The organism is Streptomyces sp. NPDC002911 (genome assembly GCF_053591835.1).
Genome location: NZ_JBSFUO010000004.1, coordinates 288,671 through 304,621, shown reverse-complemented (window position 1 = coordinate 304,621; position 15,951 = coordinate 288,671). Strand labels below are relative to the sequence as shown.

Here is a 15,951-nt window from a genome sequence, read left to right as displayed (position 1 = left end):
GGTCAGTGCCGGCCCGCGATGCGGTCCGCCGCCTTCGCGATGCGGTCCGTGCCGAGGCTCGGGGAGGCGGATTCGCGGCGGTCGGCGGTGCGGTAGGCGGCGTAGAGGGTGTGGACGCCGAGCCAGCGGAAGGGTTCGGGTTCCCAGCGGCGGACCTTGTGGTTGACCCAGGGGAGCGCGGTCAGGTCGGTGGGGCCGGCCTGGCCGGAGTCCTGCTGGATCAGGTCGCGCAGGGTGCGGGCCGCGAGGTTGGCGGTGGCGACGCCGGAGCCGACGTAGCCGCCGGCCCAGCCGAGGCCGGTGCTGCGGTCCAGGGCGACGGTGGCGCACCAGTCCCGGGGGACGCCGAGTACGCCGGACCAGGCGTGGTCGATGCGGGTGCCCGCGGTGGTGGGGAAGAAGCGGACGAGCAGGTCGCGCAGCGCGTCGATGGTGGCGGGCTGGGTGCGGGCTGTTCCGTTGACGTTGGCGGCGGCCGAGCCGTAGCGGTAGGGGACGCCGCGGCCGCCGAGGGCGATGCGGTCGTCGGCGGTGCGCTGGGCGTACATGTAGGCGTGGGCCATGTCGCCGAGGGCTTCGCGGCCGTCCCAGCCGATGGTGTCCCAGAGGGACTTGGGGAGGGGCGCGGTGACGATCATGGACGAGTTCATGGGCAGCCAGGTGCGGCGGTGGCCCTTGAGGCCCGCGGTGAAGCCCTCGGTGCAGCGCAGGACGTAGGGAGCGCGGACCGTGCCGTACGGGGTGACCGCGTGCTTGGGCTTGATCTCGGTGACGGGTGTCGACTCGTAGATCGTGACGCCGAGGGCTTGCACGGTGTCGGCGAGGCCCTTGACCAGCTTTGCGGGGTGCAGGCGCGCGCCGTGCGGGGTCCAACTGGAGCCGACGGCTCCGGAGACGCGGATGCGCTCGGCGGTCTCGCGGGCGCCGCGCAGGACGCGGTCGGTCTCGCCGAAGGCGATCTCGACGGAGTGGAAGTCCTTGAGGCGGGCGAGCTGGGAGGGGGTGTGGGCGACCTCGAGGACGCCGCCGTGGTGGATGTCGGCGTCGATGTTCTCGTCGCCGGCGATGCGGATGACCTCGCCGACGGTGTCGTTCATGGCCCGCTGGAGGCGGACCGCGGCGTCGTGGCCGTGCAGTTCGGCGTAACGGTCGCGGCCCGCGATGCCGTTGTAGAGCCAGCCGCCGTTGCGGCCGGAGGCGCCGTATCCGCAGAACTTGGCTTCCAGGACGGTGATGTTGAGGAAGGGGACGGTCTTCTTGAGGTAGTACGCCGTCCAGAGTCCGGTGTATCCGCCGCCGACGATGCAGACGTCGGCGCTGGTGTCGCCGGGCAGGGGTTCGCGTGGGGCGGGGGTGCCTTCGTTCGCGTACCAGAACGATATGCCGCCGTTGACGGTGCTGACGGTGCTCATGTTTCCCCTGCTTGTCCGTGTGCAGCCCAATCGCTGGAGGGACGTTACCTCTACACTTGCGGTGTGATCGACGTTCCGGAAGCCCTGGTCGTGAATCTGTGCGCTCACAACGGTGCGGCGGGGCGGGCTTTCGGTGACGCGTTGCCCGGGCTGGCGGCAAGGTTCCTGGAGGAGTGGGGGCTGCGGCGCGACGGGGCCGTGATGCACGGGATGTGCGCGCTGGTGCTTCCGGTGGTGCGGCAGGCGGACGGCCGCCTTGCGGCACTGAAGCTTCAGATGGTGGATGCGGAGACGGTGGGGGAACCGGTCGCGCTACGGGTGTGGGGCGAGGCGGGCGCGAGCGTGGCGGGCCTGCTGGAGCATGACGCCGCGACGGGGGCGATGCTGCTCGAACGGCTCGACGAGCGGCGCCCGTTGACCGGGGTGGCGGATGCGCGGGCGGCAGTGCGGGTGCTCGCGGAGTTGTCGGCCCGGTTGGTGCGTGTGCCGGCTCCGCCGGGGATGCGGCGGCTGGAGGACGCGGCCGCGCGGATGCTGGAGGCGGCGCCCGGGGCGGTGGCCGGGTTGGCGGACGAGGGCGAGCGGCGGTTGGTGCTGGACTGCGTGGCAGCGGTGCGGGAGGTTGCGGGGGAACCGGGGGACCGCCTGCTGCACTGGGACCTGCACTACGACAACATCCTGGCCGGCCGCGCGGAGGAGGGCCGGGCGGGGGAGTGGGTCGCGCTGGATCCGAAGCCCCTCGCCGGCGATCCCGGTTTCGAGCTGTTCCCGGCGCTGGACAACAGGTTCGACGCGTCCGAGGTGCTGTGGCGGTTCGATCTGCTGTCCGGAGCGCTGGAGTTGGACCGGGAACGTGCGCGGGCGTGGACGCTGGGCCGGGCGCTGCAGAACGCGCTGTGGGGAATCCGGCGCGGGAAGCCGCGGCTGTGGCCGGACCATGCGGAGATTGCACGGCAGTTGCTGGGCCGGCACTGAGGGGCACGGGGGCTGCCTGCCTGTTTAGGCTGCGCCCATGATTCGTACTGCCACTTCTGAAGACGTCCCTGCGATCCATGCCATGGTGCGGGAGCTCGCCGATTACGAGAAGGCGCTGGACGAGGCGAAGGCCACCGAGGAGCAGCTGCGCGAGGCCCTGTTCGGCGAGCGGCCCGCCGCGTACGCGCATGTCGCGGTGTCGGACGACGACGGCGCCGTGGTCGGGTTCGCGCTGTGGTTCCTCAACTTCTCGACGTGGCGCGGGGTGCACGGTGTGTATCTGGAGGATCTGTACGTGCGTCCCGAGCGGCGCGGCGGCGGGTACGGCAAGGCGCTGCTGAGGGAGCTGGCACGGATCTGTGTGGAGCGCGGGTACGGGTGCCTGGAGTGGTCGGTGCTGGACTGGAACGCCCCGTCCATCGCGTTCTACGAGTCGCTGGGTGCGCGGCCGCAGGACGAGTGGACGGTGTACCGGCTGACGGACGGGGCGCTGGCGGAGCTCGGGACGTCCTGAGGTCACGCACGGTACGAGGACGACTTCGCCGTTCGTGGACGGAATTCTCGGCGGGACCGCAGGCGGGGAGGCGGATGGCGTACACGGCGGGGTTCCCCGGGTGCTGGTGAGTGGCTGCTGCCTCCGCCCTTCGGCCCCGGGATGCGCTTGAGGTCAAGGAGTACCTGCCGGGCGGGGAACGTCCTGCGCGGTCCCGCCGAGGAGTTTCACCGCCAGGACCGCCGCTTCGATGCCGCTGTTGAACGCGACCTCGCTGAGGAGTCCCGGGGCGGCGACCTGGTCGCCCGCGAGCAGGATCCCGTCGCCGCGGTCGACGGCGGGCCGGTCGCGCCAGGTGGTGCCGGGCTTGTCGACGGCGCCGGTGCGGCCGGACGCGAGCGCTTCGCGGCGCCAGGTGGTGCGGTCGCGCCAGCCGGGGAAGCCGAGGTCGAGCAGGTCCTCGGCGCGGCGGACGGCGTCGGCGCGCGGGGCGCCGGGGGCGAGGGGGATCTGGGCCTGGATGAGCTGTTCGCCCGTCGGGGCGAGGGTCGGGTCCTGGGCGGTGAACCGCTCGATCCAGCCGGGGGTGTCGAGGTCGGAGACGATGAACGGGTCGCCGCGCCGGGTCCGCAGGGCCAGGTCGAGCAGGGCGGTCCTGCCGCTGTCCCAGGTCAGGGCGGGGTCCTCCAGAAGGGTGCGGGCGGAGTCCAGATGGGTGGCGACGATCACCGGTCCGCTGCGCCGGAGGCCGGCCAGGTCGCCGGGGCCGACGCGTGCGTCGGTCTCGACGCGTACGCCGAGATTCCGGGCCCGTGTGGCCATCCGGTCGACGAGCCGCGCCCAGCCGCCGACGGGGTAGTGGGCCTCGGGCGGCAGTGCGGCGGCGCGGCGGAGCCGTTCCTGGACGAAGGCGGCGGAGAGCGAACCGGGGTCGTGGTGGAAGAGGGCCACGCCCATGTAGTGCGCCGCCGCACGGGCGCCCTCTTCGCCTACCTGGCCGGTGGCCCAGCGGAGGAAGTCGGTGTCGACGGGGGCCCGGCGGGCGCTGCGGCGGGTGAGGCGCAGCATGGCGAGCGGCGGGGTCCTGCGCAGGGCGCCGCCCCGGCGGAAGAGGAAGCGGGTGCCTTCGAGGGGCGGAACGGAGGCGAACGGGCCGAGAAGCCCGCGCTGTTCGAGCCAGCCCCAGTGCGGTCCGCGGCGGTACAGGGCATGCGGTCCCTCGTTGGTGCGGTAGGGGCCGTCCGAGGTCCTGGCCCGTCCGCCGAGGGTGTGGTGGGCCTCGTGGAGGGTGACCTGGGCCCGGGATTCGGCGGCGGTGATGGCGGCGGTCAGTCCGGCGAGACCGCCGCCGACGATGTGGATGCTCTGCATGGCTGGGTCTCCTTGCGGTGGGCGCTTCTGCACGGAGGACGGTTCGGCCGACTGTTTCTGTGACACCGGGCCGGGCCGATGTCAGTGGTGTGCGCCACGATGGGGGGCATGGCACCAACAGGCAACAGGAGCAGCAGAGGCGCGGGAACGAAGGGCGGGGTGACGGTGGCGCGGCGGCCGGAGGTCAGGCTGCCGTCCCTCGTGGAGTACGACGGGGAGGGTCTGGAGCCCGACGGTGACTACGACGGTGTGCGGTTCGGGGAGACGGACCTGGCCGACGCGTCGGGTCCTGGAGCGCGGTTCATGGACTGCGAGCTGCGCGGCTGTGCCCTGGACCGTGCGGAGCTGGTGAGGGCCAGGTTCATCGACTCCGTGCTGACGGGGGTACGGGGTGTGGGCACCGATCTCGCGGGGGCGTCGCTGCGGGATGTGGAGGTCCTGGACGCGCGGCTGGGCGGGGTGCAGCTGCATGGCGCGGTGCTGGAGCGGGTGCTCGTGCGGGGCGGGAAGATCGATTACCTGAATCTGCGCAAGGCACGGCTGAAGGACGTCGTGTTCGAGGGGTGTGTGCTGTCGGAGCCGGATTTCGGGGAGGCGCAGCTGGTGCGGGTCGAGTTCCGGGACTGCGTGCTGAAGAGGGCCGATTTCAGTTCTGTGCGGATGGAGTCCGTCGATCTGCGGACGGTCGCCGAGCTCGACATCGCGCGGGGTGTGGAGCGGTTGGCGGGGGCGGTGATCAGCCCGTCCCAGCTGATGGAGCTGGCTCCGGCGTTCGCGGCGCAGATCGGGGTGCGGGTGGAGGCGTAGACGCGGCGGCTCCGGGTGCCGTCAGAGGCGGGGGAAGCGGGCCTGGAGGTCCCAGATGACGGGGTTGTCGGCGAGGCCTTCGTGCATGTCGGCGAGGTCGGCGACCAGGTCGTGCAGGAAGTCGCGGGCCTCGCGGCGCAGCAGGGAGTGGCTGAAGGTGAGCGGGGGCTCGTCGCCGGGCATCCAGTCGGCCTCGACGTCCACCCAGCCGAAGCGGCGCTCGAAGAGCATGCGGTCGGACGATTCGGTGAAGTCGAGCTCGGCGTACTGCTGGCGGTGCGAGCGGTTGCCCCGGGGATCCCGGTCGATCTGCTCGACGATGTCGCAGAGTGCCCACGCGAAGTCGAGTACGGGGACCCATCCCCAGGCTGTGGATACTTCGCGGTCGGCCTTGGTGTCGGCGAGGTAGACGTCCCCGGAGAACAGGTCGTGCCGCAGGGCGTGGACGTCCGCGCGGCGGTAGTCGGTCTGCGGGGGGTCCGGGAAGCGCCGGGAGAGGGAGTAGCCGATGTCGAGCACGGTCCGATGGTGTCATGCCGCGTGAGTGCCCTGCGCCGAGCTGTGCGGGGTCCGGCGCCTGGGTGGCGCATGCGGCTGCGGGAGCAGCCGTTGGGACCGGCGCCCTGCCTGCCGAAGCGCCGGGCGTCCTGAGGAGCGGCGCGTGTCGCTGGGAGCGCCGCCTGTCCCTGGGAGCGGCGGCGTGGATCAGCCGGAGACGCCAGCGGCACGCCGCACCGCGCCCGTCGCCGTCCTGCTGCTGGCCGCGCTCACCCCGGTCAGGGGCTGCAGTGCGGATATCGGCGGGAGCGTGGGGACGCCGGGTGCGGCCGGGGCGAGCGATGCACGTGCCCGCTGTGTGACGCGGACCCACGGGAGCCCCCGTCCGACCGGGGTCGGACGGGGGCTCCCGTGGAGAAGTCGGTACGTCAGAGGTTGACGCCGAAGTCCTGGGCGATGCCGCGCAGGCCCGAGGCGTAGCCCTGGCCGACCGCGCGGAACTTCCACTCGGCGCCGTTGCGGTAGAGCTCGCCGAAGACCATGGCGGTCTCGGTGGCGGCGTCCTCGCTCAGGTCGTAGCGGGCGATCTCGGTGCCGCCGGCCTGGTTGATGATGCGGATGAAGGCGTTCCGCACCTGGCCGAAGTTCTGGCTGCGTGCCTCGGCGTCGTAGATGGAGACCGGGAAGACGATCTTGTCGATGTCCGCCGGGAGGCCCGCGAGGTTGACGTTGATCTGCTCGTCGTCGCCCTCGCCCTGACCTGTGATGTTGTCACCGGTGTGGACGATGGTCTGGTCCGGCGTCGCCTTGTTGTTGAAGAAGACGAAGTGTCCGTCGGAGTAGACCTTGCCGGCCGGGTTGACCGCGATCGCCGAGGCGTCGAGGTCGAAGTCGGTGCCGGTGGTGGTGCGGACGTCCCAGCCGAGGCCGACCGTGACGGCGGTCAGGCCCGGGGCCTCCTTGGTGAGCGAGACGTTGCCGCCCTTGGACAGGCTTACAGCCATGGGAAGTCCCTTTCCTCGTCATGTGCGGGCTTCGTGCCATCACGAAAGCTACCGTCACCCGTCCTAACGCAGACGGGAGACCACGAGGTTCCTGCTCGCTTTACTTTCTTTGCCGAACTTCTGGCCGAACGCTCGCAAAACAAGGTGACGAACGGGTGGTGGGCCGGGGAACATGGGTGTCATGTCCGGGCCTCATGTCATCCGCGGTTCGGTCTCCCTGCCGGAGGCCGAGCTCATGTGGCGTTTCTCGCGGTCCTCGGGGCCCGGCGGGCAGCACGTCAACACGAGCGACTCCCAGGTGGAGCTCCGCTTCGACCTCGCGGCGACCGATTCCCTGCCCGAGGTGTGGAAGGCCCGGGCCCTGGAGCGGCTGGCATCCCGGCTGGTCGGCGGTGTCGTGTCCGTACGCGCCTCGGAGCACCGCTCCCAGTGGCGCAACCGTGAGACGGCCGCCGTGCGGCTCGCCGCGCTCCTGGCGGAAGCCACGGCGCCGCCGCCCAGGCCGCGCCTCAAGAAGAAGATTCCGCGCGGTATCAACGAGCGCCGGCTGCGGGAGAAGAAGCAGCGGGGAGACACGAAGCGCGGGCGCTCCGGCCGCGACTGGTAGGAGCGCGTCGAGCCCGGCAGGGACCGCGCCGGTCAGCCCAGCTGCCGGTAGCGGCCCCTGAAGTACGTCAGGGGTTCGCCGTCCGCGCTCGGCAGTGACGCCGTCAGTACCCGGCCGATGACCAGCGTGTGATCGCCTGCCAGGACGCGCTGCTCCGTACGGCACTCCAGGGTGGCCAGAGCTCCGCCGACCAGTTGCGAACCCGTGATCTCGCCCCGTGTGCAGGGGATGTCCGCGAACAGCAGCCGGTCACTGATGCGGCCCTTCATGGCGAACCTGCCGGCGATCTGCCGCTGGCCCTCCGTCAGCACCGACACCGCCCACAGGGGCTGCTCGGCCAGCAGGTCGTCCATCCGTGAGTCGTTGCGCAGGCTCACCATGACCAGCGGCGGATCGAGGGAGACCGACATGAAGGCGGTCGCCGTCATCCCGACGTCCTCGCCCCGGCCGTGCTCGTCGAGCGGCGGCTCCTGGGCGGTGACCAGCACCACGCCGGCGGCCAGGCGGGACAGGGCGGCGCGGAATTCGTCGTTGCTCACCCCTTCAGCATGAGGGACGGCGTGGGGGGCGTTTTCCGGGCCCGGGGCGGGAGGAGTCTTCTGCAGCACACCGCGGACGCTAGTGCCGCACGGTACGGCGCCGCATCGGGCCGGAGGACCAGCCGGGTCCTACGACTCCGGAACCATGTGCGCCGATTTGCGTTCGTAAGCCACACAAGCCCCTGGAGGGGCCGTGAGTAACTCTCACCTTCTGTTGTGACTTGAATCACAGAGAGCGATAATTGTTGACCCTGTGTACCGGGTGCACAGCTCACTGTGATTCAGTGGCCGTGACAGTGCAACAAGTACGTCGATATGAAACCTGGAGTTGCTGTCGAGGTCTCAGGGAGTGCGAGCAATGGAGGCCGAGTCGGAGCCGTACGTACGTCTTGCGACCATGCGGCAGCTGCACCAAGCCGTCGCTGATCTCAACACGGCGCGGAGTCTGGCGGACACGCTGCAGTCCGTGGCCGACGGCATCGTCACCGGTCTCGGTTACGCACTGGGCTGCGTCAACCTCGTCCGCCCCGACGGCGATCTCGTGGTCGCCGCGCTCGCCGGCAACAGCGCCGCGGAAGCCCTGATCACCGGCCGGGTCGGCTCCCGGGAGGCCTGGGAGCGCAGGCTGTCCATGGGCGAGGCCTGGGACGAGCTCCGGTTCATACCCCACACCGAGGGCTGGATGCTCCTCGACGACGACGTACCGCAGTGGCACACCGAGGGCCCGGAGCCCCGCTTCGAGGACGAGTGGCACCCCCTGGACCGCCTCTACGCCCCCATGTACGCCTCCGGCGGAGGTATGGACCTCCTGGGCGTCATCTCGGTCGACGGTCCGCGCAACGGCCGCCGCCCCGGCGCCTGGGGCCGTGAGGCCCTCCAGATGTACGCCTCCCAGGCCGCCATTGCGATCAGTAACGCGCGCCTCCGAGCAAACATGCAGCGCGCCCTGGTCAGGCTCGAGCGCGAACAGCAGGCGCTGCGAGCCAGTGAGGAATCCTTCCGCCAGGCGTTCGAGTACGCGCCCAGCGGCATGGCCATCGCCGAAATGGGCGGTGACCAGCACGGCAGGCTGCTCCGCACCAATGACGCCCTCTGCCGGCTCCTGGGGCGGCCCGCCTCCGTCCTGCGCCGCTACTCCTTCGCCGACCTCGTCCACCCCGAGGACATAGGCACCCTGCTCCGCACGTCCGCCGAGGGAGGGCGGGCGGAACTGCGGCTCGGGCGCAGGGACGGCACGTATCTCTGGGTCTCGCTGCGCAACTCCGTCGTCGTCGACACCACCGACGGCCCGCGTTTCCTGCTCACCCACGTCGAGGACATCGAGGAGCGCAAGCGCAACGAGCTGCATCTCGCGCACCGCGCCTCCCACGACGCGCTCACCGGTCTGCCCAACAGCGCCGAGCTGCGCTCCCGGCTCGGCGCCCGGCTGTGTGAGAGGCCTCACTCGGTCACCTCCACCGCCATCGAGGCGCTGGACGCGGCGTACGGCGACGTCGAAGCCTCGGCGCACGGCTACCGTGCGGACGGCTACGAGGGAGAGGTCGCGCCGGGCGTCGGCCCCTACGACCACCATGTGCACATCGTGGCGCCCGACGCGGAGCGCGACGACGGGACCAAGGGGCTCGCGGTGCTCTTCTGCGACCTGGACGGCTTCAAGTCCATCAACGACCGTTTCGGCCACCACGCGGGTGACGCGGTTCTCATCGAGGTCGCCCGCCGCCTCACGACCTGCGTACGGGACGGTGACACCGTCGCACGGCTCGGGGGTGACGAATTCGTCGTCCTCGCGGACGGTCTCGGGGCGGCAGATGCCGCGGATCTGGCCGTACGCTTGCGTAACGCCATCATTCCGCCCATCCGGGTGGACGGCCGGGCAGTCAGGGTCGGGGCGAGTTTCGGTATCGGCTGGGCTGAGTGCGGCATGACCGAGGAAGAGGTCCTGCACTCCGCCGACCAGCTGATGTATGTGGAAAAGCGGTCCCGATCGAAGGTTCACCGCAGAGCCGGCTGACGTTCACGCCCTGGCTTTCCCCGTATACTGCCCGGTTTTCCGGGGACCGAGGCCAATTCGACGCGTGCTCCGTTCGGGGTAGGCTCGGCCGGTCGGCGACGGCTGGCGACATGGTGAGGAGTGACCCAGGGATGACGGCCGGAAACAACGGCGCGAGCAAGCCCGAGGACGACGATCCGTTCGGCTATCTGTACGAGGACGGGCGGGCGGCAGGCGCACAGCCGCCCGGACAGAGTGGTTACGGCTACCCCGGCCCGGCCGCGCAGCCCGGTGTGCCCAGAACGTCGTACAACCAGGTGCGGACGGTCGGCGAGCGCCAGTACGGGCAGGTCCCGCAGCAGCAGGCCTACGGCCAGCAGCCCCAGCAGTACGGCCAGCCGAACCCCCAGTACGCGGCGCCGGAGACCTACCCCGGCGGTGCGCCCACCGCGCAGAGCCAGTCCGCGGGGTACGGCGGAGGCGGCAGGGACGCGGGTTCCGGCCGCGGCGGCCCCAACACGAAGGCGCTGCTGATCGCGGCCGTCGCCGTCGTCGCGGTGGTGCTGATCGGCATCGGTGCCGCGCTGATGACGGGTGAGGACAACGAGGGAAAGAAAGCCGAGGCCGGTTCGTCAGAGGGCCCGGCCGACGAGGTCGAGGATTCCCCGCAGCCGGAGAAGTCCTCGACGTCGTCCCAGAAGCCCGTCGATCTGCCCGAGCAGGACGCGGCGACGCTGACGCTCGGCGGTACGGCCTCCCTGGACAACACCGTCAAGGGTGCCAAGAGCGCCAACGGCCAATACATCAGCCTCAACGAGGTCGGCCGGTCGGCGACCTGGACGGTCGATGTGCCGGAGAGCGGCCCGTACACGCTGTATGTGACGTACGGCGTGCCGGGGAAGGACGCCAAGACGTCCCTCACGGTGAACGACGGGGACCCCCGCTCCATCAACATGAAGAACTTCGCGCACGCCGCGGAGGGCGACCTGGAGAAGGGCTGGACGACGACGTACGCGTACGTCCAGCTCGAGAAGGGGTCGAACAAGCTCATGCTGTCGTGCAACGAGGGCGACTCGTGCGACGCCAACCTCGACCAGCTGTCGCTGAAGTCGGGTCAGGTCAAGAGCTGACACGCCGCTCAATCCAGCACCACCGTCGTCCCGGTCATCGCCCAGCGAGCCGGGACGCGGTGTTTTCCGGTCGTCGCCGGGCCGGCTCAGGCGGCCGGTTCCTGCTGGTGGACGGTGACGCGGACCAGCAGGTCCTCGTAGGCCACGCGGTCGAACTCGCCGGCCGCCGGGGCCAGCACGGTCGCCGTCGACAGGGCCACCGCGCGTGCCAGCCGGTCCTGCCAGCCCAGTCCTTCGGCGAGGGCCGACAGCAGTCCGGCCACGGCGGAGTCGCCGGCGCCCGTCGGGTTGCCCCGCACGGGGCACGGGGGCGCAGCCCGCCAGATGCCGTCGGGGGTGACGGCGAGGAGCCCGTCCGCGCCGAGGGACGCGACGACGCTGCGCGCGCCCCGGCGGCGGGCGTCGCGGGTGGCGCGCAGGGGTTCGCGGGCCCCGGTGAGCTGGGCGAGCTCGTCGGCGTTCGGCTTGAGGAGGTCGGGGCGGGCGGCGATGCCGCGGCGCAGGGGTTCGCCGTCGGTGTCGAGGAGGACGGGTACGCCGGCTGTGCGGGCGATGCGGATCAGTTCCGCGTACGCTCCGACGTGGATGCCGGGCGGCAGACTGCCGCACAGGGCGACGGCCTCGGCTCCGGGGAGCAGCTCCCCGTACGTCCCCAGGAATTGCGCCCATTCGCCGGCGCCTATGTGCGGGCCGGGTTCGTTGAGCTGGGTGGTGTCGCCGGTGGTGCGGTCGACGACGGCAACGGTGCGGCGGGTGTTCCCCCCGACCGTGACGAGCGCGTCGGCGGGGCCGTGGGGGAGTGCGCCGAGCAGGTCGCGCAGGACGGCACCGGTGGAGCCGCCCGCGAAGCCGGTGACCACCGTGTCGTGGCCCAGCGCGGCCAGTACCCGGGCCACGTTGATGCCCTTGCCGCCGGGGCGTTCGGTCACTTCGCCGACGCGGTGGCTGGTGTGCGGGACGAGGGCGGGGACGGCGTACGTCAGATCGAGCGCGGTGTTCAGCGTGACGGTCAGTATCACCCGCACCGGCCCCCGGTTCCTTGGTAGTCCGCTCCCGCGCGCCGTCTCCCCGCGGCGCTGTCCTGGCGATCATGCCAAAGCGACGGTGGTCGTCCCAGGCTTCCGGGACAACCGCCGTCTCTTCGTTACGTGTTCATCGAGCCGTTTGCCGGGCGCGGCCCGTCAGCCGAGGTGGGGCCCCACGATCCACTCGCCGCGGCGCATGACGCCCTTGAGGACGAAGTCCGCGTCCAGGACCACCAGGTCGGCGTCCTTGCCCGGTTCCAGCGAGCCGACCCTGTCGTACAGGCCGAGGAGCCGGGCCGGGTTGGCGGAGATGGACCGGACGACGTCCTCGACGGGAATCCTGTCGACTGTCACGGCCCGGCGGAACGCGGTGTCCAGGGTGAGGGTGGAGCCGGCGATCGAGCCGCCCTCCACCAGGCGTGCGACACCGTCCTTGACCTCGACGGCGAGCGGGCCGAGCTCGTAGAAGCCGTCGTTCGCACCGGCCGCGTCCATGGCGTCGGTGATCAGCGCGACCCGGCCGGCGCCCGCGTGGTGGTAGGCGAGCTCCAGGGCGGCGGGGTGCAGATGCGTACCGTCGTTGATCAGCTCGACGGTGACCCGCTCGTCCTCCAGGAGGGCCGCGATCGGGCCCGGGGCGCGGTGGCCGAGGGCGGGCATCGCGTTGAAGAGGTGCGTCGCGACGGTGGCGCCCGCGTCGATCGCCTCGACGGTCTGCTCGTACGTCGCGTCCGTGTGGCCGACGGCGGCGATCACCCCGTGCTCGGCGAGCAGCCGTACCGACTCGATGCCGCCCGGGAGTTCGGTGGCGAGGGTGACCATCTTCGCGGTGCCGCGGGCCGCGTCGAGCAGCTTGCGGACCTCGGCGGGGTCGGGGTCGCGGAGCAGGCCCTCGCTGTGGGCGCCCTTGCGGCACGGGGAGATGAAGGGGCCCTCGAAGTGGATCCCGGCGAGCTCCCCCTGCTCGACCAGCTCGGAGAGCAGACCGGCCTGGCGGGCCAGGAAGTCCATCTCGCCGGTGACGGTGGAGGCGACGACGGTCGTCGTGCCGTGTTCGCGGTGCGTCCGTGCTCCGGTCAGGACGTCCTCGGCGGTGCCGGTGGCGAAGGACGCGCCGCCGCCTCCGTGGTTGTGCACGTCCACGAATCCGGGGACCAGCCAGTGGCCCGAGAGGTCGACGGTCCGGGCGCCCTCCGACGTGCTGCCGGCGATCCGGGTGCCCTCGACGATCACCCGGCCGTCCTCGACGGTCCCGGTGGGAAGCACCACCCGGGCACCTGCGAGAACAGTGCTGTCTGCGCGTCCGGCCATCAGGCGGAAACCTCCGTGGAGAGTAGATCCCAGGCGAGCAGCCCTGCGCCCAGGCATCCGGCGGTGTCCCCGAGGGCCGCCGGGACGATGTGAGGCAGCTTCTGGAACGTGACCCGTTCCTCGACAGCCGCACGCAGTGGTGTGAACAAGGTTTCCCCCGCCTCGGCAAGACCGCCACCGATGATGAGTGTGCGGGGGTCCAGCAGAGTGAGCGCGGTGACCAGTCCGGCGGCGAGCGCGTCGACGGCGTCCTGCCACACGCGCAGGGCCGCCGGGTCGCCCGACGCCACTGCTTTCGCGCAGTCGGCGGCGTCCGCGCCGGGGTCGCCGGACGCGGCGGCCCAGGCCCTGGACACCGCGGCGGCCGAGGCGAGGGTCTCCAGGCAGCCGCGCTGACCGCAGCCGCAGTCCGGGCCGTCGGGCCGGACCACGACGTGGCCGATCTCGCCCGCGTATCCGTGGGCGCCCGCCTCGATGGTCCCCGCTATGCCGATGGCGCCGGCGATCCCGGTGCCCAGCGGCACGAACAGGAACCGGTCCGTGCCCTTGCCCGCGCCGACGCGGCCCTCGGCGAGTCCACCGGTGCGGACGTCGTGGCCGAGCGCGACCGGTATGCCGCCGAGCCGTTCGCCGATCAGCTTCCGCAGGGGAACGTCACGCCAGCCCAGGTTGGCGGCGTAGACGGCGATCCCGCGTTCCGCGTCGACGATGCCGGGCACGGCGACCCCCGCGGCGACGGCTCCTTCGCCCAGGTGTTCTTCGCCGAACGTGTGCAGATCCGTGGCGAAGCCCAGGATCGTCTCCACGACAGCCTCGGCACCGCGGTCCCTGCCGGTGGCCCGGCGCGCCTCGTGAAGCAGGGTGCCGTCGGCCCCGACCAGAGCGGCCTTCATTCCTGTGCCGCCCACATCGAGGGCGATGACGTGTCTCACGGGAAACAGTTTCGCCCGACGACCCCTAAAAGGTCTAGTCCACTAGCGAGGTTTGCTGAGCACCCGTACAAAGCGGCCCTGCTAGATTGCCGAGTTGATACACCGGTGGTGTAGACCTCCTCGCGGAGGTGGAGCAGGATCGCGGACCCGTCGCCCGAGCGGTGGCGCCCGCGTCGATCGATCTAGGGATGGACAGGGCTGTGCAGCGGCGCTTTGTGGGTTTGACCGCGGTAGTGGCCGCACTCGGTATGACGGCAACGTTGTCGGGGTGCGGTTCGGAGACCGGAGGCGGCGACGTCACCCTGAGACTGGTCGCGGCCGACTACGGCACCGGTGCGGAGAACAGCTCCGAGAAGTACTGGGACGACGTCGCCGGGAAGTTCGAGAAGCAGAACCCCGGCATCGAGGTCGAGGTCAGCGTCTACTCCTGGAAGGACGTCGACCGCGAGGTCGCTGAGATGGTGAAGGCCGGCGAGGCGCCCGACATCGCGCAGATCGGGGCGTTCGCCGATTACGCCAAGGCCGACAAGCTCTACAGCGCCAACGAGATGCTCGCCATCCGCACCGGGGCCAACTTCCTGCCCTCGCTCACCGACGCCGGCGAGCTCGAGGGCAATCTGTACGGCCTCCCCTTCGTGGCCAGCACCCGGCTCCTCTTCTACAACAAGGGCCTGTTCGCCGAGGCCGGCCTCGGGGCCCCGCAGACCTGGGACGACATCCAGAGCGACGCCGCCGCGCTCGAGCGGCGCGGCGTGAAGTACCCCTTCGCGCTGCCGCTCGGCCGGGAGGAGTCCCAGGCCGAGACCCTGATGTGGCTGCTCAGCGGCGGAGGCGGCTACACGGACGAGGTCGGCAACTACGACATCGACTCCCAGGCCAACATAGCGACCCTCCGGTGGCTGAAGGACGACCTCGTCGGCAAGGGGCTCACCGGCCCCGTCGCCCCCGGAAAGCTCGACCGGGCGAAGGCCTTCGACGCGTTCACCAAGGGCGAGGTGGGCATGCTCAACGGCCACCCCACGCTGATGCAGGAGGCCGAGAAGAAGGGCGTCAAGGTCGGCATGGTTCCGCTGCCCGGGATCGACGGACCGACCAAGGGTTCGATGGGCGTGGCCGACTGGATGATGGGCTTCAAGCAGAACGGCCACCGGGTGGAGATCGGCAAGTTCCTCGACTTCGCCTACCAGGACGCCAACGTGCTGGCCTTCGCCGACCAGTACGACCTGCTGCCCGTGACCATGAGCGCGTCCGCCGCCATGGAGACCGACAGCAAGCACAAGCCGCTGCGCCCGTTCCTGTCGGCGCTGCCGAATTCGCAGCTGTACCCGTTCGGCAAGACCTCGTGGGCGCAGGCCAGCGAGATGATCAAGAAGAAGATCGGCTCGGCGGTCGAGCCCGGCGGCAGCCCGGAGAACGTGCTCGTGGAGATCGCGTCCCAGGCCCGGCAGGCGGAGAGCGCGGAGTAGGTAGGTTGGACGGTATGACCGCCCCGTCCGCCGACTCCGCCGACTCCGCCGACTCCGCTGTCCCGCTCTCCGACCGGGAACGCGCGGTGCTGGCCCTGGAGCGGCGCTCATGGACGGGCCCCGGCGCGAAGGAGCGGGCGATCCGGGAGGAGCTGGGCATCGCACCGGTCCGCTACTACCAGCTGCTCAACGCACTCCTGGACGACCGCCGCGCCCTGGAGGCGGACCCGGTCACGGTGAACCGCCTGCGCCGGGTCCGCGAGGCGAGGCGCGGCCGCCGCTGACCCGGGCCCGTCGGCTCCGCCGGGCGCCGGGCGGGGTCGAAAGCCGGGAGCGGAAGCAGGTGCCGAAAGCAGGGGCCGAGAGCAGGGGCGGAATCCAGCCTCGCCGG

General features: G+C 71.2%; 16 protein-coding genes. 8 read left to right on the top strand and 8 right to left on the bottom strand.

Annotated features, from left to right (window positions below):
* Positions 1 to 2 precede the first annotated feature (2 nt).
* Positions 3 to 1,412 carry an NAD(P)/FAD-dependent oxidoreductase gene (locus tag ACWD04_RS09255; RefSeq protein ID WP_451129736.1) on the bottom strand — a complete coding sequence of 470 codons (1,410 nt, stop codon included), beginning with the start codon at positions 1,410 to 1,412 and terminating at the stop codon, positions 3 to 5.
* Positions 1,413 to 1,475: 63 nt separating this feature from the next.
* On the opposite strand from ACWD04_RS09255, the gene ACWD04_RS09250 reads away from it, so the two are divergent.
* A complete protein-coding gene (locus tag ACWD04_RS09250; protein WP_451129734.1) occupies positions 1,476 to 2,387 on the top strand; it encodes an aminoglycoside phosphotransferase family protein in 912 nt (303 codons plus the stop codon).
* 37 nt (positions 2,388 to 2,424) lie between these two features.
* The gene (locus tag ACWD04_RS09245) at positions 2,425 to 2,901 is read left to right on the top strand and encodes an N-acetyltransferase family protein (RefSeq protein ID WP_451129732.1); all 477 of its coding nucleotides are present in this window, start codon (positions 2,425 to 2,427) and stop codon (positions 2,899 to 2,901) included.
* Between the two features lie 153 nt (positions 2,902 to 3,054).
* Here ACWD04_RS09245 and ACWD04_RS09240 read toward each other — a convergent pair whose 3' ends face one another.
* Positions 3,055 to 4,251 carry an NAD(P)-binding protein gene (locus ACWD04_RS09240; protein WP_451129730.1) on the bottom strand — a complete coding sequence of 399 codons (1,197 nt, stop codon included), beginning with the start codon at positions 4,249 to 4,251 and terminating at the stop codon, positions 3,055 to 3,057.
* A 108-nt stretch (positions 4,252 to 4,359) separates the two neighbouring features.
* Here ACWD04_RS09240 and ACWD04_RS09235 point away from each other — a divergent pair, with 108 nt between their 5' ends.
* Positions 4,360 to 5,058 carry a pentapeptide repeat-containing protein gene (locus tag ACWD04_RS09235; protein ID WP_451129728.1) on the top strand — a complete coding sequence of 233 codons (699 nt, stop codon included), beginning with the start codon at positions 4,360 to 4,362 and terminating at the stop codon, positions 5,056 to 5,058.
* 21 nt (positions 5,059 to 5,079) lie between these two features.
* On the opposite strand, the gene ACWD04_RS09230 is transcribed toward ACWD04_RS09235, so the two are convergent.
* Both ACWD04_RS09230 and ACWD04_RS09225 read right to left on the bottom strand, forming a co-directional pair.
* Complete coding sequence (locus ACWD04_RS09230) at positions 5,080 to 5,577, bottom strand: hypothetical protein (protein WP_451129726.1); 498 nt, start codon at positions 5,575 to 5,577, stop codon at positions 5,080 to 5,082.
* A 407-nt stretch (positions 5,578 to 5,984) separates the two neighbouring features.
* Positions 5,985 to 6,560 (bottom strand): TerD family protein, encoded by a 576-nt coding sequence (locus ACWD04_RS09225; RefSeq protein ID WP_359479039.1) that lies wholly within the window; start codon positions 6,558 to 6,560, stop codon positions 5,985 to 5,987.
* A 181-nt stretch (positions 6,561 to 6,741) separates the two neighbouring features.
* On the opposite strand from ACWD04_RS09225, the gene arfB reads away from it, so the two are divergent.
* Entirely contained in the window at positions 6,742 to 7,167 is a 426-nt protein-coding gene (gene arfB / locus ACWD04_RS09220) for an alternative ribosome rescue aminoacyl-tRNA hydrolase ArfB (RefSeq protein WP_451129724.1), read from the top strand.
* Between the two features lie 32 nt (positions 7,168 to 7,199).
* Here the strand turns inward: arfB and ACWD04_RS09215 are convergent, their stop codons facing one another.
* Positions 7,200 to 7,706, bottom strand: a complete 507-nt coding sequence (locus ACWD04_RS09215) for a flavin reductase family protein (protein WP_451129723.1) — start codon at positions 7,704 to 7,706, stop codon at positions 7,200 to 7,202.
* Positions 7,707 to 8,064: 358 nt separating this feature from the next.
* Between ACWD04_RS09215 and cdgB the strand changes: the two genes are divergently transcribed.
* Both cdgB and ACWD04_RS09205 read left to right on the top strand, forming a co-directional pair.
* Complete coding sequence (gene cdgB / locus ACWD04_RS09210) at positions 8,065 to 9,717, top strand: diguanylate cyclase CdgB (protein WP_451129721.1); 1,653 nt, start codon at positions 8,065 to 8,067, stop codon at positions 9,715 to 9,717.
* Between the two features lie 131 nt (positions 9,718 to 9,848).
* A complete protein-coding gene (locus ACWD04_RS09205) occupies positions 9,849 to 10,826 on the top strand; it encodes a carbohydrate-binding protein (RefSeq protein ID WP_451129719.1) in 978 nt (325 codons plus the stop codon).
* Between the two features lie 86 nt (positions 10,827 to 10,912).
* Here the strand turns inward: ACWD04_RS09205 and ACWD04_RS09200 are convergent, their stop codons facing one another.
* The 3 genes from ACWD04_RS09200 to ACWD04_RS09190 all read right to left on the bottom strand — a co-directional run bounded on the left by ACWD04_RS09200 (position 10,913) and on the right by ACWD04_RS09190 (position 14,055).
* Entirely contained in the window at positions 10,913 to 11,845 is a 933-nt protein-coding gene (locus ACWD04_RS09200) for a 1-phosphofructokinase family hexose kinase (RefSeq protein ID WP_451130011.1), read from the bottom strand.
* A gap of 162 nt (positions 11,846 to 12,007) precedes the next feature.
* Positions 12,008 to 13,162 carry an N-acetylglucosamine-6-phosphate deacetylase gene (nagA, locus tag ACWD04_RS09195; protein WP_451129717.1) on the bottom strand — a complete coding sequence of 385 codons (1,155 nt, stop codon included), beginning with the start codon at positions 13,160 to 13,162 and terminating at the stop codon, positions 12,008 to 12,010.
* Positions 13,162 to 14,055, bottom strand: a complete 894-nt coding sequence (locus ACWD04_RS09190; protein ID WP_451130009.1) for an ROK family protein — start codon at positions 14,053 to 14,055, stop codon at positions 13,162 to 13,164. Before ACWD04_RS09190 ends, nagA begins: the two co-directional genes overlap by 1 nt.
* A 227-nt stretch (positions 14,056 to 14,282) precedes the next feature.
* On the opposite strand from ACWD04_RS09190, the gene ACWD04_RS09185 reads away from it, so the two are divergent.
* Both ACWD04_RS09185 and ACWD04_RS09180 read left to right on the top strand, forming a co-directional pair.
* Positions 14,283 to 15,560, top strand: a complete 1,278-nt coding sequence (locus ACWD04_RS09185) for an ABC transporter substrate-binding protein (protein WP_451129715.1) — start codon at positions 14,283 to 14,285, stop codon at positions 15,558 to 15,560.
* A gap of 14 nt (positions 15,561 to 15,574) precedes the next feature.
* Positions 15,575 to 15,844: a DUF3263 domain-containing protein gene (locus ACWD04_RS09180; RefSeq protein WP_451129713.1), complete on the top strand. Its 270-nt coding sequence runs from the start codon at positions 15,575 to 15,577 to the stop codon at positions 15,842 to 15,844.
* The last annotated feature ends 107 nt before the right edge of the window (positions 15,845 to 15,951 follow it).